Genomic DNA, 26,864 nt, shown 5'->3' with positions numbered 1-26,864 from the left:
GAATTTCCAGTCGTCCTACGGACTCCTTCCAATTCGCCAAATTCAATAATTCTCTTCTTCGATTTCTTCATTTTTCACCTTCCTTTTTCAACACTAAATTAGTGTAGAAAAGTGTCCAGTGTCATCTTGGCACAGAGGGGAGGGGTGTCAGGATGAGATATTTTCTATTTCAACAACAACATTTTTTTATTGATGGTTTTGCCACAAGTTGAGATGCGATAGTAATAGATTCCACTGGATACATGTTTTCCTGCATCATCTTTTCCATTCCAAACTGCTTCATAATATCCTTCCGATTGATTTCCTGATACAAGCTGTTTAACTAATTGACCTTTGATATTGAAGATATTTATAGTAACTTTGTCTGCATAAGGTAGTCCATAAGCAATTGTTGTAATGGGATTAAAGGGATTTGGATAGTTAGTAAGACTTACTTTATCTGGAGCGTTAACAATCGAACCATTTTCTCTCAAAGAAATAAACCAGGCATCTGTTTGTTCAGATGTATTAAGTTGTTGCATAACATGATGTGGATTGTTGAAATTAGCACAATTATATGATCTAATATGCTTACTTTGTATAGCACTTCTCGATCCATAATAAAGTTCAAGTTCGATATTACCTGCAGGAGCCGATGTTGTATAAGCATTAATTTGAGTAAACTCATCTTGTACTACCGAAGCACCAATACATTGGCCATTCACAAAAGCACCAATCTCTTGTGGAAGGTCATCAGGAATCAATTCCACATATATTGGTGTATAAGCTGGTTCTTCTTCAAATGTATAGTATTGAGTTTCCAAATATGTAGTTTTAGGTTCGGGAGGAGTACTATTATCCCAACTAAAATTTATAATTGCATCATAACACTTAACTATTACCATTTCTCCATAACTAATAGCCGGTTTTTCACCTTCAAATAATTGAATGTACCAATCATCCTCCAAATAAGTTGCTGTCCAATTTTGATGTTGGATTTGATAGATGTTAGATCCATCCCAATAATTGCTGAATGCATCTTCCACAGATTGCGTTTCTTCCAACCAATAACCAACCCAATTCTCAATACCACTTCCTGTTAAAGTAACTGTTGAATTATCCGGTTCTTTGAAACCCTTGATTGTTAGTTCTGCTGCTTCATTCATTTCAAAGATGTAACCAGTTGTACGAGGAAATATAAATGAAATATTTTGCCATTCATTATTTAGATTCTGATAGATGAAAGGAATTCCTTCAAAATATACTTTATTTAATTTTGATTCATTTTCAGGATAAAGTATATTAAACAAAAGGTAATGAGCTTGATCTGCATCTTCAGATTGATATACATTATCTAAAGCTGGAAAAGATAACCATTTTAATCCTTGATTAACGAACTGAGATGGAAGATCTACTATATCATATTTGTGATCACTAACTCTAAATGCACCGATATCTGATGGAGTACCATCCGGATCAAATATTGAAGGATCACCCGAATCAATACAGGGAGATTTTTCTGAAGATGACCAAGCAAGATAATAATCATCATTTACTGGATCAACGAATAAAGGATCTGCATCAATGTTGCCTGTGCCGGCAAATCCACCTGAAATATCTGAATATGTAACATCAGTTATATAGGTAGAGACTTGTAATAATTGATTACCATAAATAATACAATTACTTATTGTTGGTACGTATTGCTGTAACTCAATAGTGACTCCTCTTCTATTATTGACAATAGTACAATTTGAGATTTGTCCTTCCCCCTTCCTAATACCTGCACCATTATTTGGACCTCCTTCAAAACCATTGCCGTAAACTAATGTGTTTTCGATTATGCTCATATCTCGATCTGGTGGATCAATGTCCAATTTCATTCCATACACGCCATTATTTCTTATAACACAGTCTCTTACAATTAAATCAGAGATACAACTTGCAATTCCTGCATACTCATTATATTCTGCTATACAATTTTCAATCGTAACAGTTGCGTTATACATACCTATACCTTCACCACAAGCCCTTGATACTGTGATATTAGAAATATCACAAGTAGCTCCAGAATGAATTTGTATGGGTGAATATCCATAATAATCACTCTGAATATCTACGTCAGTAGGATCTGCCGTACTACCAGTAAGACTAATGTTGATATAAATATCTAAATGTTCTTCGTAAAATCCCGGATGTATAATTATTTCATCATTAGGTTGAGCAACAGCATAGGCTGCTGAAATAGTTGAATATGTTTGGTTTATCCCTACATATAATTCAACAGCAAATAATGATGTTATAGATAGTGACATTATTTGCAATACAATGAATATCTTCTTCATCTTTTCCTCTCTTCTTTTAAATCGGCTGGGATTTTTCATTTCGTTTATTGAAAAATCCGGGGTGAATTCCAATAAAACAAAGTTAATGAACGGGAAATTCTTCATTTTACTTTTGATTTCTCTGCGATCCGAAAACCGAACGTAGAGAATTTTCCAGGGAATTTATACCTGCCGATTTGAGAGATGAGATCATGTTTATTACTTCTAAGGAAATTAACGAAGTTATCATAATTGTTTGTTTTATATTGTGTTAGAGTGTTATATTGGGGGGGGGGGGAAGTAGCGCTTAAACGTGCGCCAAATAAAATTCATCAAATTCATATTTTCCCCTGGAAATTTATGGCGTCACTTTCCCGTTTCTGGTTTTTGGTTGTCAAATGAAATTTTGTATTTGGAGAGATTTATCCAAAGAACGACGTGCCCGAGTTTTTATGATGACCACATAGATATTGCCAATGATCAGGGACGACCAGTAAAAACATTCGGATCAATCGGGTTGATAGAACCAACTTTGCATCACTCAAACAAATCCTGTTTTGTTAGTAAAATCTCCTTTTCTTTGTTATCTTTGATGATCGTAACGTAAAATTTCACTATCGTTTTATCCATCATTAAATTATAAATTTCCAACTCAGAGATTTCGTCATATTTCTTCCCATTGATCGCGATCAATTCATCAGTTGGATGAATGTTAGCTTCCGATGCGGGTGGATTATATAAGACTCCTGTAATCTGCAGTTTGCCTGCTTTTTTTGCCATGTGAATTCCAGAACTGTAGCGAAGTGAATAGTTGGATTTTTGTCTTTCCTCAAATTTTATCTGTCGGTTGGGAAAGTCGATCGTGGTCAGATAATTTTCCAGAAAATATTTGCCGATCAAAGCTGTAGTGTTATTCAGAAAATCTGGAATTTCACCAAATAGAACAGGAACATCTTTCAAAACAATATCACCCAATATAATTTCTGGCATCAAGTACAAATAATTTTGTGGAGACTCCGTCCAGGGCCAACGCACAAAATATCCTTCCACATCAATCAGATTTTGCTTTTCTTCTTCCGGTAGATTTTCCATCCAGTTGATGGGAAATACAAAAGCATAATGCAAGCCGGTATCTATCATTCCAGGAATGTGAAATTCATTATTTATTTCCAAATCAACAGTCGGAAAATAAGGTGGGATCATCTCAAATTTCATTAAATGTTCATCATGATTATTTCTTTTCATTTTGTATGAATTTCTGAGAGTGATTTGCCTATTCTGATAATCGATCTGAACATTGAAAAAACGCAGATAATCGGTTCCGATCATTCCCGGCATATCCAGTTTAAATGTGTCATCAAAATCGGTTAAAGCAAGTTTCATGCCTTTTACGCAGGCATCTCCCAATTTGATCTCATCAGTTAATGCCATTTTAACATTTTGCTGTGGAGTTTCCATCGTTTCAAAGTTCAAACTGTCATTGAGTTCCGCATTTGCCATGGTCATGCCGCCGGTATCTAAAATGAACCTGTAATTTTTGTCTTTTAAATAAACGGGAACCTGAATTACGTGGGAACGTTTCAGGGTGAAGGGAACAACGATTTCATCTTTGATCTCTACAGCTTCTCCACCTTTGAATTTCTCAAACATGGCAATTTGAGGATTTTCGCAGGAAATAATTGAGATCAGAACGATCAGGGTAATTGTCCCAATAAATTGTTTCATCATCAACTCCTTATATTCATCATTTCATGATCAATTTTTTAACGATCTCATAAACTTCATTCGTTACACGTTGTACTTTTAGTTTAGGATCGAGTTCACAGATAAAAGCCGATCCTTCAATGATAGTATGGATCATTGTTGCCAGGCGCGAAGGCTGCAGATCCGTTCTTATTAAATTTTCATTTTGAGCCTGGCTGATATATTCTTTCAATCTGTTCCTGGCTCGCGTCTGATCTTGAGCGATCCTTTCCCTTAATTCTGGTTTGTATTTGCTTAGAATCATCAGAAGATCGTTGTAGGAATAGGGATAAGATTCTACTGATTCATCCAGAAGAACCGTTTCTACATCCTTGTAAATTGGAATCGCCTTGAACATTCTTTCGATGAAATCTCTACCGGAGCTTAAATTGGAATAGTAATCGTTACTCCATTCTGCCATGCGTTCAGTAAAATAATCTAAAACACCTTCTACCATGGCATCCTTGTTTCTGAAATGATGATAGATCGCAGGTTTGGAAATTCCTATTTCATCAGCGATCATATTCATCGACACATTATAAAATCCTTTTTGAAGAAACAACTTTAAAGCTGTTTTCACGATAACAGTTTTTGTCTTTTTCACTTCCCCTCCTTACCGACTGGTAGGTAAAATTTTTGAGAACTTTAAATCTGTCAAATATTTTTTTTGCTTTTATTATTCATTTGACATTCAATCTCGCACTATAATTATTTGCAAAGAATAATTTGAGGAAAATTTATGAAAAAAAAGAAGTTTGATTTCGGTCCTTATCTTTATCTGCTGCCTGCTTTTATAATAATTCTGGTTTTTCGTCTCATTCCAATTGTCCTGTCCTTCATCGTTAGTTTTTTTGAATGGACGGTAACCGGGGCAGGAGATTTTATCGGCTTTGATAATTATGTTCACATGATGCACGACAAGGAATTCTGGCAATCGCTGGTAAACACATTTTATTTGGTAATATTTGTGGTTCCCATCAGTTTGGTGCTATCGTTATTTTTTGCTAATCTATTGAACGGCATCAAAAAATTGAAGAGTTTTTTTCGTTCGGTCTATTTTGTGCCAACTGTAACCTCGATGGTTGCTATTTCTATTGTCTGGAAGATCATTTTCAACCAGCAATCCGGATTAGCAAATTATTTTCTGGAAAAGATCGGTCTGGATCCATTGGGATGGCTGGCAGAAAGCCGCGGAATTTTTCAGCTTCTTTTCGGCAGCATGGGAATTGAAATTCCTACCTGGGCTGGTGGACCTTCTCTGGCACTTTTTTCGATAATTATTGTAACGATCTGGAAAGGACTCGGATACAATACGATCATCTATCTGGCAGGATTGCAAAACATTCCCAACGTGTATTATGAAGCTGCGGATATCGATGGAGCAGGAAAGATAAAGCAATTCTTTAGAATAACCTGGCCGCTGATCTCTCCAACTACTTATTACGTTTTGATGATGACAACGATTGTTACATTTCAGGTTTTCTCGCAAATTTATTTGATGACCGGACCTCCGGTTGGTGGACCTCTCGGAACAACCAAAGTGATCGTTTATTTCCTGTTTGACAAGGGATTTGGTGAAAGTAATAATTTAAGTTATGCCAGTGCAATTGCACTTGTATTGTTTGCGATAATTCTCGGCTTGACTATGCTGCAGAAAAAACTGGAAAAAAAGGTTCATTATTAGGAGGTCAGCATGAATTTCAAAAAAATAATTACTTATTTTATTTTGGGTTTCTGCGGACTTGTCATGGTAATTCCTTTTGCCTGGATGCTGACAACTTCTGTAAAATCTCAATTGGAAGTGAATAAAGGCAATGTGGGATTTTCTTTTTTCGAAGAATCTGACATCTACACAGAAAACGGAAAAGATTATTACGCAACGATTGTAAAAGAAGATGCAGACAGCTCTTATGTTCATCTTTTTGATGTAGAAATGAATCGTATACGTTCTTATGCTAAAGTGCCAAATACAGCCATCCGGCATGAGAAAAAGGTAAAACTGCATTGGGAAAATTTTGCTTTAGCGTTCAATAAAGTTCCTTTCGGTCGCTATTTTTTGAACACGATCATTGTCTCGTGTTGTGTGGTTATCGGCGTTTTGATAACGGGATCGCTGGCATCTTATGCATTTGCCACGATGAAATTCAAAGGTCAGGATTTTATTTTCTATCTTTTTATCAGTATGATGATGGTTCCGCAGCCGGTTTACCTGATTCCATCTTACGTGCTTTTGAATCATCTGGGTTGGATAGATACTTATCAGGCTCTTATCGTGCCCTGGATTGCCAATATTTTCACGATTTTCCTGCTGCGTCAGCAATTCAAAACCATTCCGCGTGATCTTTTCGATGCTGCAGAAATAGACGGTTGCAGCCGCTTCAAGATTTTGTGGAAGATCGTGTTACCGCTTTCCAAATCGGTGATCGCAACAGCGGCGATTTTTGGATTTATCGGCAGCTGGAACAGTTTTATGTGGCCACTGATCATGACTGACAGCCCGGAACTGCGCGTACTGCAGGTTGGACTCAGTTATTTCTCTCAGGAAGCTTCCACGCAAACTTCGCTGCTGATGGCTGCCTCCACTTTCAGCATTTTGCCGCTGGTAATTCTATTTGTAATTGCTCAGAAGCAGATCATCGCCAGTTTCGCATCGAGTGGTTTGAAGGGGTAAGTTTGCAACGGATAAAAGCGAACAAAATAGCTCAATGATTTACGTGGATAGACACTGATAAAAGCCTGTCATCCTGAGCGAAGTCGAAGGATAGCGAGTAAAATAAATAAGATATTTTATTGAAAAAGGGGAAGGGAAATGAAAAAAGCATTATTTGTCGTAATTTTAGGAATGGTATTATTATTAGCTGGCTGTTTTCAGTCGCATCGTATCATCAACGTGAACAAAGACGGCAGCGGAACGATCGTGGAGATGTTTCTGCTATCTTCGGAATTGGGCAAAAAGCCTGGTGGAGAAAGCACTTATCATGATGTGGAACAGTTGAAATCTGATGCTTCCAAATACGGCGAAGGCGTTAAGTATGTAAGTAGTAAAGCGGTTCATAAAAACAGTTTGAAAGGTTATGAAGTTACCTATTCTTTTCCAGACATAGAAAAATTGACAATTGCCGAAGATGCCGCTGGTGAAATGATGGATATGGGCATGGGAAGTTCAGTTCAGGATAATCTCAGTTTCAAATTTCATAAAGGAAAGAAGGCAAAATTGGAAATTATTTTCCCGAAAGAAGAAATGGAAGAAACACCGGAAGATATGGAATGGGAAGACGAAGAAATGGAAGAAATAACTGATGAAGAACAGCAGCAGGCAATGCAAATGGCTCAAACACTTTATGCCGACATGGAAGTTTCTACAAAAATTGTGGTGAATGGTACCATTACAGATTCCGATGCAGATCATATAAATGGAAATGAGATTATTTTGCAGGAAATAATTTTTGCTGAATTGATGAAAGATGAAAAATCTGTCTTATTGATGAAGAAAATGGAAGAAATGCAACCAACACAAATGGAAAATATGATGATGGATTTTCCTGGAGTGAAAGCAGAGACAAAAGATAAAGTAACCTTAGAATTTAAATAGATAAAGATTTTCTTTGAATGCAGCCTTCTCAATTTTGGGAAGGCTGTTTATATTTAAACTAAACAAAAAATATCGCAATCAAAGCATAACCAACAATCCGCAAAGAATAAACGATCAACGAAAATTTAAGGAAATTTACCCGGAAAATTCCAGCCGCGATTGTGAGTGGATCTCCCAGAAAAGGCGTCCAGGAAAGCAGCAGACTCCAGGTTCCGTATTTTTGTGAATATTCCAGAGCTTTGCGTCCGCTTTTGCTTTTTTCCAATTTGGGAATGAGCGGTTTCCCGATCAGATAACCCATCCAGTAATTGGCAGCACAACCCAGGCTGTTGCCAACCGAACAGGCAATGAAAGCAGGCACAACCGGGGCTTTGGCAGCCAGCGCTGCCAGTAGAATTGCCGCCGAACTTGCCGGCACGATCGTAGCCGCAATGAACGATGTTACAAATAACGCAATTATTCCGTAATTCTGTATGAATTCCGACATCCAGAGGGGAATATCCAAATTTATATCTCCAAGAAATTATCATCTCCAATCCAATTTTTTGGATTATTGATGATGTAATGTTTTGTGTTATTCAAATCTTGTTGATTTCTAATGATATGATCATAATATCTACGTTGCCAAACTCTTTTTCCAGGTGTTTCTCGTATAATATTTATTTCTTTTGCAGATTGCATTTTGAATTTTCCAATAACTTTTGAAATCAACATTTTTCGCCTTTGTTGGTGTGATTCCCGAATCACACGAGTAATTGAATTTTTTTGAAAGGAATCTTTTTTGGTCGATTCATGAATCGACCGATGAATTGATATATTTCAAGCCATAATTTCTTTCTATCCATATTTGCTTTCAATCCTTTCCTGATCTTCATTTTCTTTATCACCTTTGTAATAAATCTCGATGAATTCGATCTTATTTTGATCGAGAAAATAAGCATAAATAATTCTGATTCCACTGCGAGAGCCTGTTCCTTTTAATGAACGGCAGGCAAATTTCCGAGCTTTAAAGATTTTGGGATATTCGATTCCCAAACCGGAAATTTCAACAATTCCCTGGTTATCGAGTTTCAATTCATGGAAAAGTTTGATCTGAACTTTGATGAAATTCTGCAGGTCAGAATCAAGAGTACGAAACGGTTTCTTTAATTTCTTCAAATCTCTTTTAAATTCTTTCGAAAAAGCGAGTTGCATAGATTAATTTCTAACTGAATATGGAGCTGTACGATAAAACACACTTTCATAATCAATGATAGCGCTATCTTCAGTTGTAAGCCAGGGAACATCTCCATGAGAATATTCACTGATTTGAGCTGCATTCATATCGGCAAGCTTGGCAATAACATGATCGATTAATTGCGTTTCCCTTGCTTCCAGAATTGAAAGATCCGGTTCTCGCAGAGGCAGGTATTTTGTTTGTGGATATTTGAAATATTCATCCTTTAATTTTCGTAGATCTTTGCCTTCCATTTCAGAAACGATCTTAATAAATTCTTTGGGAGTAGGGCCATAATTATTCTTTTGATAAGTTGCACCGATCAATTGTTCTTCATATTTTTCATAGAAATCAAAATCAATGAAATATAAGATTTTATATAGAACAGTTTCACCGATATTTGGTTTTGAACCAACCTTATTTAAAATATAGAGTAAAACTTCTTTGAATTTATTTATGTTTTTTTGAGGAACATTAATACGGATCTCAGAATTAGTTTTAGGAATCTGCTTTTCTTTTTCTAAAATAACTGAAATGTCCTTTTCAGGGTTTAGCAGAGCATCGATTGAAATATTGAGAATTTTCGAGATTTTTGCCAATTCTTCGGCGGTAATTTTACGTTTACCATTTTCCAGATTGGTTATGGCTTCTCTGCGCAGATTTAATCTGCCGGCAAATTCACTTTGAGACAGATTTAATTCCTCTCTTAGTTCTTTTATTCTTATCCCCATTTTTTTATTGAAATCAAACATTTTTATCCTCCTGCGGGATAAGTTAATTCAGAGAGTTTATGCGTCAAGAATAATTGTTAAAAAATATAACAATGCAATGTTGGAATATTTTACAAAACCTCTAATTTCTTTATCTCATGTTGTTTTGGACTAAGTTCTAAAATTTCCAGTTCAAATTCCTGCAGCATTTCTTTCAGGTTCTGCAATACTGGATTTTCGGTGTAGAAATGTCCTGCATCAATCAGGGGAATTTTACAGTCCAGAATTGTGTGATAAGTAAAATCTGCCGAAACAAAAACATCTGCTCTTCCATAAACCTGAGGAATAAGAGAAGTTCCGCTGCCGCCGCAAACTGCCACTTTTTTGATCAGAATATTTTTCTTTTTATCTGCCGGCCATAACTTCACAAACGGAGCTTTCAGTCTTATTTTTACAAATTCAGTAAAATCTTCCAAAGTCATTTCCTGAGTTAAATTTCCCAGCATTCCCAAACCATAATTTTCATTCGGTTTTTCCTGCGGATAAACGGCAAACGCCGGAGTTTCGTAAGGATGAGCTTTTTTCATCGTATCCAAAACTTTGGGAAGTTTAAACGAATCGACGAAAAATTCAAATTTACGTTCCACAACTTTTTCCAGTTTATTCTGACTGCCCAAGATGGGATTGCTTCCTTCTTTCGGAATGAACTGTCCACTCACTTCGTAATCATTCATGCAGTTACTGTAGTTTCCGATTATTCCTGCACCTGCTTCAAAAACTGCATTTGCAACTTCCACCATATTTCCGGCTGGAACATAAACAGCAACATGATAAACTGAAGCACCGGAATCTGAAGTTAGAAATTCAATATTCTGCAGCTTCAGCTTTCCTGCCAAAGCAGAATTTACACCTTTCTTGATCACATCCAGATTTGTGTGAGCGCAGAAAACTGCGATGTCGTTTTTGATCAGTTTGAGATACAGCGGATTGGTAATCTTTTTGAGCGGTTTGAAAATAAACGGATGATGAGAAATGATGAGACCGATATTTTCTTTGATCGCTTTGTTGATAGCATTTTCCGTCACATCCAGAGTAAGCAGGATTTTCTTCACTTCCTGATTTCCATCACCAATTTGAAATCCCACATTATCCCAATTGAATGCTAAATCGGGATGAGCAGTTTTATGGATGTGATTAACTATTTCCGAGACTGTAATTTTCTTTTCTTTTTTCATGATAGACTTTTTCCTTTTTTTCCTCATTTCCCCCTGGAAAGGGGGACACAGGGGGTTAAAAACCATTTCAAAATTTAATGAAAATTAACCTTAATTTCTCTTCGTCCTTCGACAAGCTCAGGACGGTGTCGGCACCTGACGGATGAAACAAGCTCGGCGACACTTATTTTTTCTCAAAATATTTCTGTAAATTTCCCAAAACATAATCCCAGGCTTTCTGAAAATAATCGTAAACCTGGTCCCATTCATCACCTTCCTGCCAGCCAAGATGATAAAATCTGATTTTAGTGGAAGTTAAATCTAATTTATCAAAGAAAAGCACGCACCAGGTTTTTTCTTTGCGCACTTCTGGATATTGCGGCGGTGCATTCCAGCTGAAAGACAGCATTTTATGCGGCAGAAAACTCAAAATTTTATTTCCTTCTCCACCGCGCGTTCCGACAGGGTTATCAACCAGAAAATACATCTCATATTTTCCACCGATTTTCATCTCAACTTCAGCTTCGGGAGAAAAGAATTTAATCAATTCTTCCTTCACAGTCCAGGCTTTCCAAACTCTCGTTATTTTGGCCGGAATTACGATTTCTTTATAAATATGTTTTTTCATTTTTCACCTTAAACTTCCAAATGTGCGGAGCTCTTCGGAACGTTTGAATCTGTTATCAAAAACAATCGGATTATCTGCCAACAATCCGATGTTTTCATTTTGCATCCCACGGGTAAACAATCCAATTATTTCCGGCAAATTCTCCTACGATGTCTGGCTTGAAGCTGGATTGTTCTTTTAGATGTAAAACTGCCGTTCTTAACTTTTCTGGATTCTTGGATTCGATATATTCTGCCGCTTTGATAAACGTTCCGCCCGAATCTGCTACTTCATCCACCAGCAACACATTTTTACCTTCCAAATTCAACTTTGCCGGTAATTCCTGAACGATGATCGCTTCACTGAGAAGTTTATCTCGGCTGTCGTAATTTATAATTCCGATGGAATACAAAGGAAGTGGAAGCTGCTCTGAATGAGGAAGAAATGTTCGCAGAATTCTGGCGGGAATCCAACCGCCGGTAGCGATGCTGATTATGATATCTATTTTGCCATATTTCTCTGTTATTTTTTCTGCCATCTTTTTCACAATTTCGTGGATCTGATCGTAGGAATATCTGATCTTTTCAACCTTGCTCATCAATAACCTTCCTCATCCATTTTCTGTTTTACATCCCAATAAGAAAATCCTTTTCGGGTCAAGTAGTTAAGTATTTTTTCTTTTCTTTTTTGGGTGGGAAGGCTGTAAAATTTGCTGACAGCTTTTTGATAATTGACAGACAAAACTTGTTCTTTGTTCTTCACAGAAAAATTTTCTGATATCACTTTTTCAGCTACATTTTCAGGGATGTGTTTTGCAATCAGTTTGGAACGTATTTGTCTTTCGTTCTTGTTCTTAGAGGTGAGATCCTGCACATACATTTCAGCAAAACGTTCATCATTTACGAAGTTCTTTTCCACAGCTTTTTTCAGCAGTTTTTCTATAAGTTGGGAAGGCAGGAATTGTTGTTTTAAAAAATTTTTGCATTCCCAGATAGAACGTTCACGATAAGCTAAAAAATTAAGTAATTTATCCCAATTGAATATCTCAATTTCATTGATTATATCTGCTTTTTTGATGTCGGGAATATCATTTTCCCGATCGGGCAAAATAGAAAAAAAACGGAGAACTCTGGCTGGCAGAGTTCCCCAAATTTCTTCATCTATTGAAACGATGAAAATAGTTTTGGTTTTATTCTTCGTCCTTACCTTCATCGTCCTCTTCTTTTATGAGTCCGAGAATAATTTTTACTTCTTTTTCGATTTCGGAAAAAACTTCTTCGTTTTCATTCAGAAAATCTTTTACGCGCTCCGAACCCTGGCCGATTTTGGTTTCTCCATAAGAGAACCAGGAACCGCTCTTCTTCACGATATCATGTTGCACTGCAATTTCGATGAGAATATCCAGATGAGAAATTCCCACACCAAACATGATAGGAAATTCTATTTTTTTAAAGGGTGGCGCGAACTTATTTTTTACGATCTTTACACGAGTTTTATTACCAATGATTTCTGCTTCTGCTCCCACTTTTTTTATCGAACCGACTTTACGTACTTCCAAGCGAACAGAAGAATAAAATTTAAGTGCCACTCCGCCGGTAGTAGTTTCGGGATTTACATAAGCAGGAACGCCGATTTTCATCCTGGTTTGATTGATGAATATAACAGCGGTTTTTGATTTGCTGATAATTCCAGTTAGTTTTCTTAGAGCTTGAGACATCAAACGAGCCTGCAAGCCAACATGAGAATCTCCCATGTTTCCTTCGATCTCTGCTTTGGGAACCAGAGCTGCTACAGAATCAACTACGATCAGATCGATAGCGCTGCTGCGCACCAGTGTTTCTACGATTTCCAAAGCCTGCTCACCACCATCAGGCTGAGAAAGCAGAAGATTATTGGTATCTACACCAATACTTGCGGCATAAACCGGATCGAGCGCATGTTCCACATCGATGAAGGCGACTACACCTTCCTGTTTTTGTGCTTCAGCTACGCAATGCAGAGCAATCGTGGTTTTCCCCGATGCTTCCGGTCCGTAAATTTCGGTAACTCGACCACGTGGTATTCCCCCAATTCCCAGTGCTGCATCCAGATTTATCGCTCCGGTTGGAATTGCGTTAATATCTTCTTTCGGTTTATCGCCGAGACGCATCACAGTTCCCACGCCAAACTGTTTATCGAGTTGGGTTAATGCTGTTTTCAAAGCTGAATTTTTATCTTTTACACTCATGTTTTCTCCTTTTTAAAACTCATATTTAACAATCTTATCGTACACCGGTCCTTCCGGTCGCAAAAAACTCTGATAAAGAGCAGCTTCCGAAATATCAAAACCGATCGTTTTTAACTCTGTAGTTAATATTTTTTGAATGAAGAATTTTGGCAATCTTTTTTTTATTCTGCCCAGAGTTATATGAAATTTTAACGGCTTCTTATCCAGCTTATAGCCCATTTCAAGCAGTTTTTCCTTTATTTTTCGAGAAGCTTGAAATATTTTCTTGTGATTAGTTTGCAGGCTGAGCCAGATAATTCTGGGATCTCTTTGCGGAATAATTTGAAGTTTTGGTTCGGAAAAATGAATGGATTGCATCTGTGAGAAAATGTCTTCCAGAAAATCGGTGATCTCCAAAATATGATGTTGATGAGTATCTCCGATAAATTGAAAAGTGATGTGCAGATTTTCCGATTCTACCCAATTAATTCCTGAAACATTTAATGATTGAAGCTCGGAGCTGAGACTGGATATAATCTGCCTAATTGGATCGGGAAGATCCAAAGCTAAAAATGTTCTCATTCAGAATTTCAGATTATCTTTTGTAACCGATATCCAGCAGGAATTTTTTGCGATTTGTGATGTCGGTATCCAGCTCTATTCCTTTTGGAGAAAATCCGTCTACAACTCCCAAAACACCACGACCTTGATCGGTTTCTGCCAGAATTACCTGAACCGGATTTGCAGTTGCACACCAGATGTTCACAACTTCTCGACAAGATTTTACAGCCGGCAGCACGTTGATAGGAAAAGCATTTCGCATCACGATAAGAAAAGTGTGACCAGCACCAATTCTTCTCTGATTTTCCACCGCGATTCCCATCAATTCATTGTCGGTTCCTTCCTTGCGAACCAGGCAGGGACCGGAAGCTTCGTTAAAAGCCATTCCAAATTTGATCCCGGGTACAGAATTTACCAAGGCTTCATACAAATCTTCTACTGTTTTAATGAAGTGTGACATTCCGAAAATGATATTGCAATCTTCCGGGAAATCGATTTTTTCTAATCTAAGTTCCATATTACACTCCGCTGTTTATTTAATACAAATTTCAGATTTTCTGATTTTATCGTAAAGGATTTTTTTGAGCATAAAAAAAAAGACCGCTACTGGGTCTTTAATAGAATAAAGTTCCGCAAAGGGTCTTTCTTTATTATAACTTAAAATTATACAACTTTTTTTACTTTGTTGCTTTTGATGCAAGTAGAGCAAACTCTTACTTTTTTTACTTTGCCATCTATCTCTGCCTTCATTTTCTGAAGGTTAGGATAGAATTTTCTTTTTGTGGCGTTCAAAGCATGACTTCGGTTGTTTCCAACCTGTGCGCCTTTGCCGCAAATATCACAAACTTTCGACATAATTCACCTTCCTAATCACTTAATTTTCATCAGGTTGGACAAAAAAAAATGTAAGCTTTCATCTGGCAAGGAATTTTATTGGGAGAAAAAATATTTTGTTTTTCCACAGGAAAAAATTTATTTATTGTCATATAGAATAGCAAGTGAGAAATATGATAGAGAATGATTAAAAAAGGTTTGAGGGAAATGGAGAGAAGCAGTTTCGAGCAGATATTGCGGAAGCAAAATAAGAAGATATTCAACTACCTTCTCAAAATTCTGCGCAACCGCGAAGATGCTGAAGACATTTTGCAGGAAACCTTTGTTGCCTTTTACAAAAAAATGGAAACGATCAGCCAGGAAGCTCATGTTTCCTATCTTTATAGAACTGCTCACAACAGAGCTCTAAACCTTATCAAAAAAAGAAAAAAACGCGATAAACATTCTATCAATTATTCTGAGATGGAGCATCTTCCTGCCGGAGAAAAAGAAGCAGAAATAAATAATAAAAATATTGAAATTCTTAAGTCAGCATTTTCCCAACTGCCACAAAAATATGCTACCATATTGGAGATGCAGTTTTATCAGAAAATGAGTTACAGAGAAATTGCAAAAGTTTTAGAAACAACAGAAAAGGCAGTGGATAGCAGGTTGGTACGTGCCAAACGAAAACTAAAAAAAATAATTTCGCAGGAAATGAAGCGAAAAAAAGTCTTTAAAAGCAGAGGTGAGAAAAATGAAGAAGAAAGAATGCAGATATTCGCATAAATTGAATGCTTATGCCGACGGTGAGCTTTCTAAAAATGAATTTGAAGAAATTCAAAAGCATTTGAAAAGCTGCTCGGCTTGCCAGCAGAATTTACGCGAGATCACAAACTTGAGTTCTTTCCTGGATAAATATGAAGAAGAAGAAGTTCCAGAATACTTGAATCAGAGAATTCTGGCTACTGTACAAGAAATGGAAACAAAACATTACTGGTTCGGTAAAAGAATTGTCAGCTTTTCCATCGCAGCTTCGATGGCAATTTCCTTTTTAATTGGAATTCTTCTGGCAGACGTTACTTATCAAAAATCATTTCCTGATAATTCCACAACAGCCAGCAGCAGTGTTTTCAATTTTGGAGAAGAGACTCTTTACAGTTTTTTTGAAGGAGAAGAATAATGCAAACGCGAAACATAAAATACCTGCTGCTCATATCGCTGGCATTCAATCTTGCTTTTCTGGGTGGTTTTGCTTACAGGTTTTTCTTTGCACCTTTTCCTCGTGCGGCTATCCATCCCCACGAAATGAGACCGCCAGCCAGGCAGTTTTTCTATGAAAAAAGAGATGAATTACAGGTATGCGGCAGAGAATTTACCGAAAGTAAAAAAGATTTCCTAAAATCTCTCGTCGCTCCTGATTTTCAAGAAGAAAAAGCTTTGGAAATGATGCGAATAAGTGTAGAAAAACACATGGAAATGGAAACTGAGATCGGAAAATCTATGATCGAGCTTCGGAAAAAAATGAGTGCTGAAGAGGCTAAACGGATATTTGGACAAATGCAGATGCATGAAAGACGTTTTGAAAGACACCCGGGTAGAAAAATAAAGAATAAGTTTTAATATTTACCAAAAATAGAAGTGAAAAGTTGGAAATGTTCAATAATTCCGAACTCAGTAAATTGAACAATTTACCCAAAAAAAAGAAAAAAAATGGAGGAAGAAATGAAGAGAATAATTGTAACACTGGTATTAGTAGTAGGAATTGCAGCTGCATTGGCAGCATTTGATGGAATGGGCGAAAGAAATGGCTGGCAAGGTAGAAAAAATCAAAAGATGATGAACCAGGAAATGCAGCATCATGGCATGGGAAATCCAATGGGAATGTTGTGTGAAAATCTGGATTTGACTGATGCACAAAAAGACAAGATCGATGAACTCAAAATAGCTCATGATAAGAAAATGATTCAGTTACACGCTGATGAGAAAATCCTGCAAGTCGATAAAAAAACAGCCATGATGGATCAGGATTTTGCAAAAGTAAAAAAGCTGACTGATAAAATTTATGATCGGAAGAAAGATATAGCTTTAGCTAAGATCGATCATCACGAAGATGTGTGGAATGAACTAACTCCTGAACAGCAGGAAGAAGCAAAAGAAATGAGAATGATGGGACATCAAAACAGGAAGATGCAAAACAAGAAAATGGAACATTGCAAGGAAGATAAGTAGCATAAAATGCACTTAAGTAAGGGAAATAAATACTGAAAACTGACGTGCGTTCTCCTCAAACAGGCCGGGTCGTAAAAGCGATCCGGCTTTTTGTCTGAAATTAAAACTCAGGAAATAAACAAATTTCAGATCTCCAATCCAAACATATCTTCCACGCGTTCCTGCATGAATTTAATAGCATCTTTAATTCCTTCATTATAGAAGAACGGACCAATTTTTTTCGTAAAGAAATCCAATAGTAAAATAGCTGCCAGCTCACCGATTTCTTCATTTCGTTCATTGTAAAAGAAACTGATAATTTCTTCGATAATCTTTTCTCTTTGTTCTTGGGAAAGCTCTATTTTCTTTTTCTTCATATTTTCCTTATCCTCGTTTCACAGCTCCCGCTGTGAAATGCTGATCTTGGGCAGCTCCTGCTGCAGGAAGTATTAAGAACTGGCAGCCGGAGCTATGTGAATATAATTGAACCCAATTGTACGCAGATTATTGGTTAATCCGCCACCACTTCCACCTTCATCCTGTCCGGATCTTCAAAAAATACTGCATAATAATCTGTTCCTCCGGCAAATGGATGGCGATCTTCATACAAAATTCTGATTCCCTTTGCTCGCAGTTTTGCCGTTAAATCATCTACGGATTCTCTGCTGGAACCATGAAAGGCCAGATGATTCAAGCCGGAACGGCAGCGATGATATTTTACGTCTCGATATCTCTCTTCGGTCTGCACAAAAACGATATAAGTTTCTGCCAGCTTGAAGCTGATTCCGCTTTCCCAAATCTGAAATTTTCTGTAACCTAATTCTGATAAAAACCAGCTCCAGAATTCTTTTGTCTTTTGCAGATCATCCACGTAGATCTCTATGTGATGCAGTTTGCCGAAGTTCACTACATTCTCCATTCTGTTTCTCCATATTTCTAACTCCCATTGCGGTAAATTTCTGCAAGCCAAATTTATTGTAAAAACCTGTCATTTTTTCATCACAAACCAGATCGATCATATAAAATTCCTTCAATTCTTCCAGCATCAATTCCACCAGTTTCCGGCCAATTCCCTTTCCCTGATATTCCGGCAAAACTTCTAACAGCGGAATATAAGCCGCCTGAACTCCATCCGATATTGCATTGATAAATCCAAGCACTTTTCCATCTTCAACTGCTGCCAAAAACTTGTAACTGTATTGCAGGATTTCATAATGCTTTTTGGGGGAAGGCGAATTTGGCCAGCCAACGAAAAATCCGGTCAGCATTTCGGGTTTTAAATTATTAATTTCCGATGTATATTTTATCATTTTCTTCCTTTTTTCATAACCGTCCTTCGACTTCGCTCAGGATGACACAAGTGGTTACTGAATTGATTATTGTTTTTCACTTCTTTCTTGTTTCATTGCTTCCGCTGCGAAACTTTTATTTTCGCAGCTCTTGCAACAGTTTATTGATTTTTCGGTAGCCTGATCTGCGTGACGAGATTTAATTTTATTGATATAATTCATTACTTTTCCAATCTTTTTATCAGGATATTCAATTTCAAATTTTACTGATAATTTCTTGGAAATCTCATCAAACATTTCAATCATAAAAAACAGGCTTTTCCAGCAATCATTTAAATCATACTTTGAGAAAGTTTTGTGCAATTTTTGAATAATATCTGCAGATATCTTCTCTTCCAGATTTTTGCCCAGACTGTTCATTCCCTGCAGATTCCAATTTGCTTTTTCTGCTGCCTGCCAGATTATCATCTGCTGCAGAAAATATTTGATCGGTCCATTTGAAAGTTTGCAGGCAAACCAGAGATTTCCTCGAGACAGATATTTGGCAATGATAGCAGCTTCGAAATAGAAGTTGTAGATCGTTTGCAGGAAAACATCTTTTGAAGGTTTAGTTACCGGGTAACCATCGTAAGAAGGTTTGGTTAAGTTGTCTGCAATATTCAATTTATCTAATAAAATTTCATAGCCGTTTTTGTAAAATTCCGGCAATTCCTGATTCTTTATCCAGCTTTCCAGAATTGAAACCGGCCACAGCGAAAAATCTACTCTGCGGGAATTTTGGTAGATCACCAATCTCGTGCGAATGAATGTATCTCGATAAAAAGTTCTCTCTTTTTGAAAAACGACGATTTCATCGAATTGTGTGAACCACTCATCATTTTGCAGGAATTGCTCAGTGTCTTCCACAAAAAGATTGATATCGAAATCGGATAACTCATCCTTTTCTTCACCGGCAGCCAGTGAGCCTTCCAGAATGATCACTTTGATCTGGTCGATCGTCTCTGCCCAATCGATGATGTTTGTTAAAATTTTTTCTTTATTCTTCATATGTGAACAAATAAATTCTCTACCAGTTCTGGCAAATAATTTCTGAAACAATTGACACAAAAACGATCATCATTTCATTCATCAAAATATGAATTTGATAATGATTGAAAAAAGTAGGAAGATTGTAGCTTTGGCTTTGATCATTCTGGTTTGTTCGCCTTTGGCGGGTCAAACACCGGAAATGATCGAAATACCAGCTGGAAGCTTTGTGATGGGTGCTGACAGTTTAGGATTAATTGAACATCCTGTAACACTTACCAACAATTTTGAAATTGGCAGATTTGAGATTACTGTTTTGGAATTCTGTGATGTCTTGAACTATGCTCTATCCGAAGAAGAATTACTGATAATTCCAGAAGAAAGTGTGAAAAATCTAAATGGTGATCAACAGGAACTCTTAGATCTTGATTCAAATACATGTATGATAGATTTCACTGGGTTTGAATTTGTTTTTTCAGCGGGAATGGAGCAGTTTCCTGTTGTGGAGCTGACCTGGTACGGAGCAGCATTTTATTGCAATATTCTTAGTCGGATTCATGGGTTTTCTGAGTTATATGACCTGAATTCGTGGCAGTGCCAGATCTATTCTGAAAGTGGATTCAGACTTCCAACTGAAGCCGAATGGGAATATGCTGCAAGATATAATGACCAGCGCTTTTATCCCTGGGGAAATGAACCGCCGGATTCTACCAGAGTGAATTGTTTTGGCCTGGGAATTGGAGGTTTAGCAGAAGTGGGAATTTATTCACCGAACGGAGACAGTGAACTGGGTTGTTCTGAATTTTGCGGAAATGTCTGGGAATGGTGTAATGACTGGTTCGATGAATATTCTATTGCTTGCCAAATTGATCCGACTGGACCCGATAACGGAATAAGAAAAGTGATTCGTGGAGCCGGTTGGATGAGTCCAATTTCACAAGTTTCTGCTGTCCAGCGATCCCGAAATTATCAGGATCACAGCTATTTTGACTTTGGTTTCAGAATTGTATTTATTCCGGAAGAAGTATCAATTGATGATGAACTGGAAACAGAACCAGTAAAATTCAAGGTTTATCCAAATCCATTCAATCCAAGTACAACGATATATTTTGAAATCACCAGTCTTCGCAATGCTACGAGCAGGCAGGCGAATTCACACGAATTATCACGAATTGAAATTTACAATCTGAAAGGGCAGAAAGTGAAAACTCTCCCCGTCAACCCTTCCCAAAGTCACACAGGTTCCCTCACCTGGAATGGAACTGACGACAGAGGAAAACCAGTTTCAAGTGGAATGTATTTTTATTCAATCAGGACCGAAAATAAACATATTTATAAAGGAAAAATGCTGCTGCTGAAATAACTGCATCCAGGTTGTAGTATTCAATGTTCCTCTTCACCTGTCTGCTGCCTTCATTTTGAACTGTTTCCAAAATGGAAATAGTTAAATTGTTTGAAACTGTTCGGAATATCCAAACAGTTGAAGTTCGTAGAGTTACTCAAAATTTTCGATAAGTTCAGAATTAATCGAAAGAATTTCTCGTTGCTCTGCATCGGGATTTTCCAAATTTTCTCCCCTGTTTGAGGGGAGATCCGGCGTGTGCCGGAGAGGGGTAAATAATGAAAATTCGATTTTCAGCTTGCTGAAATAAATTTGGCGAAATACCCCTTGGCTCTGCCACGGGGAGAGTCAAATTTAAGAATTTTCTTTATTTCCTTCACAGCTACTAATCTTCGTGTCTTTCCAAAATCTCTTTTACTTCCTTCAATTCTCTGATTATCTTTTTCTTCACTTCATTCTTATCGACTGTAAAATCAAGTTCAATCTGGTTTGGTTGTTTTTTTACTACCTTCAGTTTTTTACGAGCACCTTCGATTGTAAGTCGCTGCTCATAAAGCATGTGTTTAATTTTTTTTAAAAGCTCGATATCTTCCGGTGTGTAACGGCGATTTCGACCCAATCTTTTGCGTGGCTTTACCTGTGGAAATTCCTTTTCCCAATAACGCAGAACATGCGCTTTCAGGTCCAGCAAATTACAAACTTCACCGATCGTATAATAAAATTTACTCATTTTATTCTCATTCAGACAAGATCACAGGATCATTCTGTTCACTTTTCTTGAATTTAAGTTTCTTTTTCACGATTATCCAAATTAGCATTATACCTGCTCCAAACACAAAAACAATTGGAAACCACCAGAAATATTCTGTAAAGAAAGAATTTTGAGTACATAGTAACAAATTATTGGAAAGGATCGTCTGCTCGAATAAATTGGATTGCTGCAAAACTTCTCCGGTGGGAGAAACGATCATAGAAAAACCAGTATTTGCGCAACGATAAATAGAACGGCGAGTTTCCACAGCTCGAATTTTGGTCATCACTGCATGCTGATACGTTCCGGCAGAACGTCGGAACCAGGCATCGTTAGTAATATTGACGATAAAATCTACACCATGTTTAGCCATTTTTGTTGTTAACTCTTCAAAAGCAATTTCAAAGCAGATCAGCGGAGAATAAGTATAATCCTCAACTTTGTAAAATTCTTGTTTCGTACCGTATTCCCAGTTTGCCTGCCCCAGATGAACATTCCATAAAAACGGTAGAAATTTTAAAAAGGGCATTCTCTCGCCAAAGGGAACCAGAATATTCTTCACATAATAAGCATCGATCTTGCCAGTTTTGCCAAAACGGGTAGCTGCATTATAATAATAATAACGTTCTCCTCCAGGATGTGATTTTCCGGCAAATTCATAATGCGGCATTCCCATAAAAATATCAGCATCTATTTCATTAGCCAGCTTTTGAACAAGATTTTTATGAACGCGACTTTTGAGGGTATAAACCGGAAGTGCCGATTCCGGCCAGATGATCATATCTGGATGCTGCTCTGCGGCTTGCTTTGTCAACTTTGTATATCTTTCCACAGTTGTATCTTTAAACGAATCCTGCCATTTCATTTCCTGGGGAATGCTGGCTTGAACCAAGGAAATTTTAGTATTGGTTTCTTCAATCTTCAAAGTATTCAAGCGTAAAATTCCAAATCCAGCCCATAAAGTCATTAAAATACTTAATATTATAAAATTCTGCTTGAAATTCGAATTCATTTTCCAGAGCAGAAAACTGACGGAAATAATGAAAACTGAGATCAGGTAAATACCACCAATTTCGGCAATTTGAATAAAAGGAAGATAATCTGCTAAAGAATAGCCGATATTAAACCAGGGAAATCTGAATTCACCAAAATTCTGTAAATATTCAAAAGCCATCCACGAACAGAGAAATGAGAGAAATCTCAGCTTGGAAAAATAGTTCCAGACTAAATTTATAAGAATAAAAAGTAGCGAAAAATAGAATCCAAACAAAATGAAAAGACCAAAAAAACCACCCAAAGTTACCAGGCTGATCCAGTGCAGAGACACGAGAGTATAAACTACGGCAAAAACGATGCCGGCCTGGATCTGTTTTTTGTAGGAACGGTTTTCCGAAAACCAGGAAAAAAGTGGGATAAAACCGAAGAATACAAGAAAACCCAGATGGATCGGAAGGCGGCTGAGTCCCATTATTAATCCCGCTAAAGCTGGTTTGTAAAAATGGGAGGTTCGAAAGAAATTAGCGAATTTCATATTGCAGCTTACCTATCAGGATTTTAGATTTTCCCACTAAAATCGTAAAACCATTTTTTTGATGAAATTTCCGCCACTTTTGCACGGAAATGCAAAAACGAGATTCACTTTGTAAATGCTGAATATAATATGGTTCCAACAAAAATTTCTGTTGTCTTTGAATTTGATAATAACCAGTTAGTTCAGTTTGTTTCTGTCCAAAATTATCAAAGATGAGTGTGACATTATTTTCTTTGTCGTTAATAATTATTTGATTGTTATTTAAAATCAGGTTTGAAGGTGTTTTAAGAAGTTGAAAACTACCAAACTGAAAATCATCGGCGGAAGTGAATAAATTGGTAGAAACGATTTCATTTCGGGAGCGATCGTAAATGTAGAAAGTTTCATCCAGAGCAACATCAAAAAGCACAGGCTCAACGAAATTATTCAAAGAAAATTCAGTAATAAATTTTCCTTCATCATCAAATTTTTTAATTTTTTTGGCAAAACTATCCAAAGCCAGAAGACTGCCGTCTGGAGCTAAAGTAATGTCAGATAGATTGCTGAAATTTACTTGGTCAAAACCCATTCCACCGATCGTATTTACACGTTTGCCATATTTATAAATATGGATCAAATTATTACCTTTTTCCTGTACGAAAGCAGTTTTGTAAGTAGAAGAATAGAGGCATTTTTGTGGAGTGAAATCGGGATAAATTTCTATAATAGTTTCAAAGCTGACGGGAACATAATTTTGCTGTAACTGAATTTCTGAGCATGATGCAAGAACAAAAATAAATAGCAATAGAATATGAACAGGTTTCATGATCTTATTCTACGAATTTAATATCTTTCAGTTTTCCTTGGATGGTGGTTCTGCCCTGCCAGGTGTTAAATTCCAATGAATAGGCAATATCAACCAGAGAACCTTTTTTGAGGAAAGGTAGAAAATCACCCAGATTAAAGCCGATAAGATCGAGTGTGCAACCGTCTTTCATCACTTTTAGTTTGAGATGATTTTTTCCAACATTATAAGGAAAACCAATTATCATGACTCTTTCTGTGAAGAAGGTTGGACGCATATTTCCCGGTCCGAAGGGAGCAAATTTGTTCATCCATTCCAGCAGGTTTTCATTTATCTCGTAAAGTTCCAATGAAGATTCGATCTTTAGAGGTGGAATCAGCTGATCTGGAGTTACATTTTCATTCACATATTTGGAAAGTTTGTTCTCCAGAATATCCAGATATTCCATCAAAACTGAAAGACCGGCAGCATATTTATGACCACCGAAAGTTTCCAGATAGCCTTCTACAGATTGCAGGGCGTCGAATAAATTGAACCCGGAAATACTTCTTCCCGAACCACTTCCCACGCCGTCTTTAAAGCTTATCATGATAGTTGGTTTGTAATATTTTTCTACCAGTTTGGAAGCTACAATTCCAATAACTCCTGGATGCCAGCCATCCGAAGAAACTACTATCAGAGAATTCTCATCCATGTTTTTATATTTCTTTTCAATTATGTCGCAGGCTTCCTGGAAAGTTCTTTGATCAATCTGCTGTCGTATGGAATTTTCTCGTTCAATTATTTGAGCAAGTTCTTCACTTTCTTCTTCATCGACAGAAACCATCAACTCCACAGCCCGTAGAGCGCTTCCCATTCTTCCGGCAGCATTTATGCGTGGAGCGATCCCAAAAACAATATCACTGGAATTTAATTCTTTGTGAGAAAGCCCGGCAATGTTGATAAGAGCATTCAAACCTATATTATGCTTTTCTATCAGACGTTTAAGACCGATGCTGGCAAAAATACGATTTTCTCCAACCAAAGGAACGATATCAGCGATCGTGCCAAGTGCAACCAGATCTACATATTTATCAATCAAATCGCTTGTATCCAAATTCAATTTTGTGTAAACCGCTACCAGGAGTTTATAAGCGACTCCCACTCCAGCTAGTTCTTTGAAGGGATAGCCACTTTCTTCCATTTTGGGATTGATAATGGCATAAGCTTTCGGTAAAATTTCCTTGGGATTGTGATGATCGGTTACGATAATATCGATATCAAGAGCATTTATCTGATCAACTTCTTCGATAGCATTGATGCCGCAATCTACGCTGATAATAAGTTCTGTGCCGTTTTCTTTGATCTGATCTACTCCACTGAGAGAAAGTCCATAACCGTCTATCATGCGGTGAGGAATATAAAAATCGATGTTGGCACCAATTTTTTTTAGACCGAGGTAAAGCATGGAAGTGGAAGTAGTTCCATCCACATCATAATCACCATAAATAGTTATTAATTCTTTATTTTGGATAGCTTCGATAATTCTGTTTACGGCTTTTTCCATATCGGGGAAAATAAATGGATCGTGAACATCATCCAGGTTGGGATTGAAAAATGATTTGATCCTTTCAATATCAATTGTTTCTCGGCGGATCAGCATTTCTGCTATCAATTCCGGGCATTTGATTTCTTCGATAATTTTATTTTTGTGTACTAATTGTTCTTCCGTCAAAGGCTCAGAAATCTGCCACCTTTTTTGCATTGATCTATCCTTTTTTTTCTTTTTTACAATATTACTGTGTCAAAGAAGATATTAAGCCGAATTCTGTTTATCACCTAACAAGTGATAGAGCGTCTATTTCTCTAAATCGGATATTGCTATATCCAAATGGATTCGCAAGCGACCGATTTTAGCTGCCTACCCGAAAGCGAATCGGGCCGATTCATTGCTTTCCTATTTGGCATTGCACCGGATAAGGCTTTCCGAGCATCTCGATTCACATCGAGATCTGGTGGTCTCTTACACCACCATTTCACCCTTGTCTCGAAAATTCGAGACGGTTTGTTTCTGTGGAGCTGGCTTCCCGTTGCCGGGACTTTCAGTTAGAAAGTATCCTGCCCTTTGGTGTTCGGACTTTCCTCCCCAGCACCTAATTTGAAGTTTTTGAATTCAAAAACTTCAAATTAGGTGCTGAGACAGACACTTTATCCTCTTTGACACTTATTTATTTATAATAATCAATTTTCTGGTTTTGCAACCAGCATTCTTCCACAACTTTCACAAGTTACCACGTGCTTACGATTTTTGATTTCGATAATAAGCTGTGGGCGGATAACATAATGACAACCGCTGCAACTGCCGTTTACTTCAAAAACAACAGCTTTTCTATTTTTATTTTTGATAAGAGCTGCATATCTTTTTACAACAGATTTAGGAAGCTCGGTTGCCATTTCATTTCGTTGAGCTCTTATCTCATCGATCTCTTTCTCTACTTCTATGATCTTTTTCTTCAGTTTTTCTTCGTTTGCATTGAGTTCGGTCTGAGCTTTGTTCTGAATTTCCTGTTCATCTTTTACCTGGTTTCGCAAATTGGCTTCTGCTTCCATGAGTTCGATTATCTCATCATCGATTCCTGTATTTTTGTTTTCCAGATGGCTGACTTCACTGTTCAAAGCTTTGTATTCTTTGTTGGTCTGGATTGTGAGAAGTTGATTTTTATACTTATCAATCTTTTCTTTGTTGCTTTTTATTTCAAGTTCTTTTAACTTCTGGTTCTTCAGGTTTTCATCCAATAATTTTTGTGTGTCTTCCAATTGTGCATTTGCAACTGCCAAATTTTCCTTCAGGCTGCTCAATTCTTCTGGAAGGCTTTGCATCAGACTTTCTTTTTCTCCGATGATGTCGTCGCATTTCTGCATCTCGATCAAAATGTCCAATTTCTTACTCATTTATAATCTCCTAAAAATAGTTCGCATGAAAACA

32 protein-coding genes and 1 other RNA gene are annotated in these 26,864 nt (G+C 37.1%); 8 read left to right on the top strand and 25 right to left on the bottom strand.

Annotated features, from left to right (window positions below; translation table 11 throughout):
- Window positions 1-164: 164 nt before the first annotated feature.
- From K9N40_01815 to K9N40_01805, 3 genes are all read right to left on the bottom strand, one after another.
- Window positions 165-2,324, bottom strand: coding sequence for a right-handed parallel beta-helix repeat-containing protein (locus K9N40_01815; protein MCF7813199.1), 2,160 nt, complete (start codon window positions 2,322-2,324; stop codon window positions 165-167).
- 516 nt (window positions 2,325-2,840) lie between these two features.
- Window positions 2,841-4,028 (bottom strand): PDZ domain-containing protein, encoded by a 1,188-nt coding sequence (locus K9N40_01810; protein MCF7813198.1) that lies wholly within the window; start codon window positions 4,026-4,028, stop codon window positions 2,841-2,843.
- A 19-nt stretch (window positions 4,029-4,047) separates the two neighbouring features.
- Window positions 4,048-4,650: a TetR/AcrR family transcriptional regulator gene (locus K9N40_01805; GenBank protein MCF7813197.1), complete on the bottom strand. Its 603-nt coding sequence runs from the start codon at window positions 4,648-4,650 to the stop codon at window positions 4,048-4,050.
- A gap of 135 nt (window positions 4,651-4,785) precedes the next feature.
- Between K9N40_01805 and K9N40_01800 the strand changes: the two genes are divergently transcribed.
- The 3 genes from K9N40_01800 to K9N40_01790 all read left to right on the top strand — a co-directional run bounded on the left by K9N40_01800 (window position 4,786) and on the right by K9N40_01790 (window position 7,638).
- Window positions 4,786-5,730 (top strand): sugar ABC transporter permease, encoded by a 945-nt coding sequence (locus K9N40_01800; protein ID MCF7813196.1) that lies wholly within the window; start codon window positions 4,786-4,788, stop codon window positions 5,728-5,730.
- Between the two features lie 9 nt (window positions 5,731-5,739).
- Window positions 5,740-6,717 carry a carbohydrate ABC transporter permease gene (locus tag K9N40_01795; protein MCF7813195.1) on the top strand — a complete coding sequence of 326 codons (978 nt, stop codon included), beginning with the start codon at window positions 5,740-5,742 and terminating at the stop codon, window positions 6,715-6,717.
- Window positions 6,718-6,855: 138 nt separating this feature from the next.
- Window positions 6,856-7,638 carry a hypothetical protein gene (locus K9N40_01790; GenBank protein MCF7813194.1) on the top strand — a complete coding sequence of 261 codons (783 nt, stop codon included), beginning with the start codon at window positions 6,856-6,858 and terminating at the stop codon, window positions 7,636-7,638.
- Between the two features lie 58 nt (window positions 7,639-7,696).
- Here the strand turns inward: K9N40_01790 and K9N40_01785 are convergent, their stop codons facing one another.
- The 12 genes from K9N40_01785 to rpmB all read right to left on the bottom strand — a co-directional run bounded on the left by K9N40_01785 (window position 7,697) and on the right by rpmB (window position 15,007).
- Window positions 7,697-8,125, bottom strand: a complete 429-nt coding sequence (locus K9N40_01785) for a VTT domain-containing protein (protein ID MCF7813193.1) — start codon at window positions 8,123-8,125, stop codon at window positions 7,697-7,699.
- 20 nt (window positions 8,126-8,145) lie between these two features.
- Window positions 8,146-8,352 (bottom strand): transposase, encoded by a 207-nt coding sequence (locus tag K9N40_01780; GenBank protein ID MCF7813192.1) that lies wholly within the window; start codon window positions 8,350-8,352, stop codon window positions 8,146-8,148.
- A 123-nt stretch (window positions 8,353-8,475) separates the two neighbouring features.
- Window positions 8,476-8,832 carry a hypothetical protein gene (locus K9N40_01775; protein ID MCF7813191.1) on the bottom strand — a complete coding sequence of 119 codons (357 nt, stop codon included), beginning with the start codon at window positions 8,830-8,832 and terminating at the stop codon, window positions 8,476-8,478.
- Window positions 8,833-8,835: 3 nt separating this feature from the next.
- On the bottom strand, window positions 8,836-9,606 hold the full coding sequence (locus K9N40_01770; GenBank protein MCF7813190.1) for a DUF4065 domain-containing protein: 771 nt from the start codon (window positions 9,604-9,606) through the stop codon (window positions 8,836-8,838).
- 89 nt (window positions 9,607-9,695) lie between these two features.
- Complete coding sequence (locus K9N40_01765) at window positions 9,696-10,799, bottom strand: Nif3-like dinuclear metal center hexameric protein (protein MCF7813189.1); 1,104 nt, start codon at window positions 10,797-10,799, stop codon at window positions 9,696-9,698.
- A 163-nt stretch (window positions 10,800-10,962) separates the two neighbouring features.
- On the bottom strand, window positions 10,963-11,406 hold the full coding sequence (locus K9N40_01760) for an SRPBCC domain-containing protein (protein MCF7813188.1): 444 nt from the start codon (window positions 11,404-11,406) through the stop codon (window positions 10,963-10,965).
- A gap of 94 nt (window positions 11,407-11,500) precedes the next feature.
- Window positions 11,501-11,983, bottom strand: coding sequence for a phosphoribosyltransferase (locus tag K9N40_01755; protein ID MCF7813187.1), 483 nt, complete (start codon window positions 11,981-11,983; stop codon window positions 11,501-11,503).
- Window positions 11,983-12,597 carry a RecX family transcriptional regulator gene (locus tag K9N40_01750; GenBank protein ID MCF7813186.1) on the bottom strand — a complete coding sequence of 205 codons (615 nt, stop codon included), beginning with the start codon at window positions 12,595-12,597 and terminating at the stop codon, window positions 11,983-11,985. The genes K9N40_01755 and K9N40_01750 overlap by 1 nt, the downstream gene beginning before the upstream one ends.
- On the bottom strand, window positions 12,575-13,612 hold the full coding sequence (gene recA, locus K9N40_01745) for a recombinase RecA (protein ID MCF7813185.1): 1,038 nt from the start codon (window positions 13,610-13,612) through the stop codon (window positions 12,575-12,577). Before recA ends, K9N40_01750 begins: the two co-directional genes overlap by 23 nt.
- 12 nt (window positions 13,613-13,624) lie before the next feature.
- The gene (gene thpR / locus K9N40_01740; protein MCF7813184.1) at window positions 13,625-14,173 is read right to left on the bottom strand and encodes an RNA 2',3'-cyclic phosphodiesterase; all 549 of its coding nucleotides are present in this window, start codon (window positions 14,171-14,173) and stop codon (window positions 13,625-13,627) included.
- Between the two features lie 13 nt (window positions 14,174-14,186).
- Window positions 14,187-14,669, bottom strand: coding sequence for an adenosine-specific kinase (locus K9N40_01735; GenBank protein MCF7813183.1), 483 nt, complete (start codon window positions 14,667-14,669; stop codon window positions 14,187-14,189).
- A 146-nt stretch (window positions 14,670-14,815) separates the two neighbouring features.
- Window positions 14,816-15,007, bottom strand: coding sequence for a 50S ribosomal protein L28 (gene rpmB, locus K9N40_01730; GenBank protein MCF7813182.1), 192 nt, complete (start codon window positions 15,005-15,007; stop codon window positions 14,816-14,818).
- A 186-nt stretch (window positions 15,008-15,193) separates the two neighbouring features.
- On the opposite strand from rpmB, the gene K9N40_01725 reads away from it, so the two are divergent.
- The 4 genes from K9N40_01725 (at window position 15,194) to K9N40_01710 (ending at window position 17,197) form a co-directional block, all read left to right on the top strand.
- Window positions 15,194-15,754 carry a sigma-70 family RNA polymerase sigma factor gene (locus K9N40_01725; GenBank protein MCF7813181.1) on the top strand — a complete coding sequence of 187 codons (561 nt, stop codon included), beginning with the start codon at window positions 15,194-15,196 and terminating at the stop codon, window positions 15,752-15,754.
- Window positions 15,723-16,148, top strand: a complete 426-nt coding sequence (locus K9N40_01720) for a zf-HC2 domain-containing protein (protein MCF7813180.1) — start codon at window positions 15,723-15,725, stop codon at window positions 16,146-16,148. The genes K9N40_01725 and K9N40_01720 overlap by 32 nt, the downstream gene beginning before the upstream one ends.
- Window positions 16,148-16,588: a hypothetical protein gene (locus tag K9N40_01715; protein MCF7813179.1), complete on the top strand. Its 441-nt coding sequence runs from the start codon at window positions 16,148-16,150 to the stop codon at window positions 16,586-16,588. The genes K9N40_01720 and K9N40_01715 overlap by 1 nt, the downstream gene beginning before the upstream one ends.
- A gap of 102 nt (window positions 16,589-16,690) precedes the next feature.
- A complete protein-coding gene (locus K9N40_01710) occupies window positions 16,691-17,197 on the top strand; it encodes a Spy/CpxP family protein refolding chaperone (protein MCF7813178.1) in 507 nt (168 codons plus the stop codon).
- 125 nt (window positions 17,198-17,322) lie between these two features.
- On the opposite strand, the gene K9N40_01705 is transcribed toward K9N40_01710, so the two are convergent.
- The 4 genes from K9N40_01705 to K9N40_01690 form a co-directional block, all read right to left on the bottom strand.
- Window positions 17,323-17,553: a DUF2164 domain-containing protein gene (locus K9N40_01705; GenBank protein ID MCF7813177.1), complete on the bottom strand. Its 231-nt coding sequence runs from the start codon at window positions 17,551-17,553 to the stop codon at window positions 17,323-17,325.
- Between the two features lie 134 nt (window positions 17,554-17,687).
- Complete coding sequence (locus tag K9N40_01700; GenBank protein ID MCF7813176.1) at window positions 17,688-18,083, bottom strand: VOC family protein; 396 nt, start codon at window positions 18,081-18,083, stop codon at window positions 17,688-17,690.
- On the bottom strand, window positions 18,040-18,486 hold the full coding sequence (locus K9N40_01695; protein ID MCF7813175.1) for a GNAT family N-acetyltransferase: 447 nt from the start codon (window positions 18,484-18,486) through the stop codon (window positions 18,040-18,042). The genes K9N40_01700 and K9N40_01695 overlap by 44 nt, the downstream gene beginning before the upstream one ends.
- A 66-nt stretch (window positions 18,487-18,552) precedes the next feature.
- Entirely contained in the window at window positions 18,553-19,512 is a 960-nt protein-coding gene (locus K9N40_01690; GenBank protein ID MCF7813174.1) for an aminoglycoside 6-adenylyltransferase, read from the bottom strand.
- An 88-nt stretch (window positions 19,513-19,600) separates the two neighbouring features.
- On the opposite strand from K9N40_01690, the gene K9N40_01685 reads away from it, so the two are divergent.
- Window positions 19,601-20,854 carry an SUMF1/EgtB/PvdO family nonheme iron enzyme gene (locus tag K9N40_01685; GenBank protein ID MCF7813173.1) on the top strand — a complete coding sequence of 418 codons (1,254 nt, stop codon included), beginning with the start codon at window positions 19,601-19,603 and terminating at the stop codon, window positions 20,852-20,854.
- Between the two features lie 364 nt (window positions 20,855-21,218).
- Here the strand turns inward: K9N40_01685 and K9N40_01680 are convergent, their stop codons facing one another.
- The 6 genes from K9N40_01680 to K9N40_01655 form a co-directional block, all read right to left on the bottom strand.
- Entirely contained in the window at window positions 21,219-21,563 is a 345-nt protein-coding gene (locus K9N40_01680; protein MCF7813172.1) for a MerR family transcriptional regulator, read from the bottom strand.
- Between the two features lie 7 nt (window positions 21,564-21,570).
- Complete coding sequence (gene lnt, locus K9N40_01675; GenBank protein ID MCF7813171.1) at window positions 21,571-23,115, bottom strand: apolipoprotein N-acyltransferase; 1,545 nt, start codon at window positions 23,113-23,115, stop codon at window positions 21,571-21,573.
- The gene (locus tag K9N40_01670) at window positions 23,102-23,920 is read right to left on the bottom strand and encodes a hypothetical protein (GenBank protein MCF7813170.1); all 819 of its coding nucleotides are present in this window, start codon (window positions 23,918-23,920) and stop codon (window positions 23,102-23,104) included. Before K9N40_01670 ends, lnt begins: the two co-directional genes overlap by 14 nt.
- Before the next feature lie 4 nt (window positions 23,921-23,924).
- Window positions 23,925-25,643 carry a single-stranded-DNA-specific exonuclease RecJ gene (recJ, locus tag K9N40_01665; GenBank protein MCF7813169.1) on the bottom strand — a complete coding sequence of 573 codons (1,719 nt, stop codon included), beginning with the start codon at window positions 25,641-25,643 and terminating at the stop codon, window positions 23,925-23,927.
- 37 nt (window positions 25,644-25,680) lie between these two features.
- Window positions 25,681-26,097: RNase P RNA component class A (gene rnpB, locus K9N40_01660), an RNA gene on the bottom strand.
- 22 nt (window positions 26,098-26,119) lie between these two features.
- On the bottom strand, window positions 26,120-26,830 hold the full coding sequence (locus K9N40_01655) for a hypothetical protein (GenBank protein ID MCF7813168.1): 711 nt from the start codon (window positions 26,828-26,830) through the stop codon (window positions 26,120-26,122).
- Window positions 26,831-26,864 lie beyond the last annotated feature (34 nt).

It is taken from the genome of Candidatus Cloacimonadota bacterium (assembly GCA_021734245.1).
Classification (GTDB): domain Bacteria; phylum Cloacimonadota; class Cloacimonadia; order Cloacimonadales; family TCS61; genus B137-G9.
Note: the sequence above shows the minus strand (reverse complement) of the source record. Positions and strands in the feature narration are given on the sequence as shown.

Coding starts and splice junctions, on each gene's coding strand:
- K9N40_01815 (MCF7813199.1), bottom strand. CDS start 2,324: ATGAAGAAGATATTCATTGTATTGCAAATAATGTCACTATCTATAACA.
- K9N40_01810 (MCF7813198.1), bottom strand. CDS start 4,028: ATGAAACAATTTATTGGGACAATTACCCTGATCGTTCTGATCTCAATT.
- K9N40_01800 (MCF7813196.1), top strand. CDS start 4,786: ATGAAAAAAAAGAAGTTTGATTTCGGTCCTTATCTTTATCTGCTGCCT.
- K9N40_01795 (MCF7813195.1), top strand. CDS start 5,740: ATGAATTTCAAAAAAATAATTACTTATTTTATTTTGGGTTTCTGCGGA.
- K9N40_01790 (MCF7813194.1), top strand. CDS start 6,856: ATGAAAAAAGCATTATTTGTCGTAATTTTAGGAATGGTATTATTATTA.
- K9N40_01785 (MCF7813193.1), bottom strand. CDS start 8,125: ATGTCGGAATTCATACAGAATTACGGAATAATTGCGTTATTTGTAACA.
- K9N40_01780 (MCF7813192.1), bottom strand. CDS start 8,352: ATGTTGATTTCAAAAGTTATTGGAAAATTCAAAATGCAATCTGCAAAA.
- K9N40_01775 (MCF7813191.1), bottom strand. CDS start 8,832: ATGCAACTCGCTTTTTCGAAAGAATTTAAAAGAGATTTGAAGAAATTA.
- K9N40_01770 (MCF7813190.1), bottom strand. CDS start 9,606: ATGTTTGATTTCAATAAAAAAATGGGGATAAGAATAAAAGAACTAAGA.
- K9N40_01765 (MCF7813189.1), bottom strand. CDS start 10,799: ATGAAAAAAGAAAAGAAAATTACAGTCTCGGAAATAGTTAATCACATC.
- K9N40_01760 (MCF7813188.1), bottom strand. CDS start 11,406: ATGAAAAAACATATTTATAAAGAAATCGTAATTCCGGCCAAAATAACG.
- K9N40_01755 (MCF7813187.1), bottom strand. CDS start 11,983: ATGAGCAAGGTTGAAAAGATCAGATATTCCTACGATCAGATCCACGAA.
- K9N40_01750 (MCF7813186.1), bottom strand. CDS start 12,597: ATGAAGGTAAGGACGAAGAATAAAACCAAAACTATTTTCATCGTTTCA.
- recA (MCF7813185.1), bottom strand. CDS start 13,612: ATGAGTGTAAAAGATAAAAATTCAGCTTTGAAAACAGCATTAACCCAA.
- thpR (MCF7813184.1), bottom strand. CDS start 14,173: ATGAGAACATTTTTAGCTTTGGATCTTCCCGATCCAATTAGGCAGATT.
- K9N40_01735 (MCF7813183.1), bottom strand. CDS start 14,669: ATGGAACTTAGATTAGAAAAAATCGATTTCCCGGAAGATTGCAATATC.
- rpmB (MCF7813182.1), bottom strand. CDS start 15,007: ATGTCGAAAGTTTGTGATATTTGCGGCAAAGGCGCACAGGTTGGAAAC.
- K9N40_01725 (MCF7813181.1), top strand. CDS start 15,194: ATGGAGAGAAGCAGTTTCGAGCAGATATTGCGGAAGCAAAATAAGAAG.
- K9N40_01720 (MCF7813180.1), top strand. CDS start 15,723: ATGAAGAAGAAAGAATGCAGATATTCGCATAAATTGAATGCTTATGCC.
- K9N40_01715 (MCF7813179.1), top strand. CDS start 16,148: ATGCAAACGCGAAACATAAAATACCTGCTGCTCATATCGCTGGCATTC.
- K9N40_01710 (MCF7813178.1), top strand. CDS start 16,691: ATGAAGAGAATAATTGTAACACTGGTATTAGTAGTAGGAATTGCAGCT.
- K9N40_01705 (MCF7813177.1), bottom strand. CDS start 17,553: ATGAAGAAAAAGAAAATAGAGCTTTCCCAAGAACAAAGAGAAAAGATT.
- K9N40_01695 (MCF7813175.1), bottom strand. CDS start 18,486: ATGATAAAATATACATCGGAAATTAATAATTTAAAACCCGAAATGCTG.
- K9N40_01690 (MCF7813174.1), bottom strand. CDS start 19,512: ATGAAGAATAAAGAAAAAATTTTAACAAACATCATCGATTGGGCAGAG.
- K9N40_01685 (MCF7813173.1), top strand. CDS start 19,601: ATGAATTTGATAATGATTGAAAAAAGTAGGAAGATTGTAGCTTTGGCT.
- K9N40_01680 (MCF7813172.1), bottom strand. CDS start 21,563: ATGAGTAAATTTTATTATACGATCGGTGAAGTTTGTAATTTGCTGGAC.
- lnt (MCF7813171.1), bottom strand. CDS start 23,115: ATGAAATTCGCTAATTTCTTTCGAACCTCCCATTTTTACAAACCAGCT.
- K9N40_01670 (MCF7813170.1), bottom strand. CDS start 23,920: ATGAAACCTGTTCATATTCTATTGCTATTTATTTTTGTTCTTGCATCA.
- recJ (MCF7813169.1), bottom strand. CDS start 25,643: ATGCAAAAAAGGTGGCAGATTTCTGAGCCTTTGACGGAAGAACAATTA.
- K9N40_01655 (MCF7813168.1), bottom strand. CDS start 26,830: ATGAGTAAGAAATTGGACATTTTGATCGAGATGCAGAAATGCGACGAC.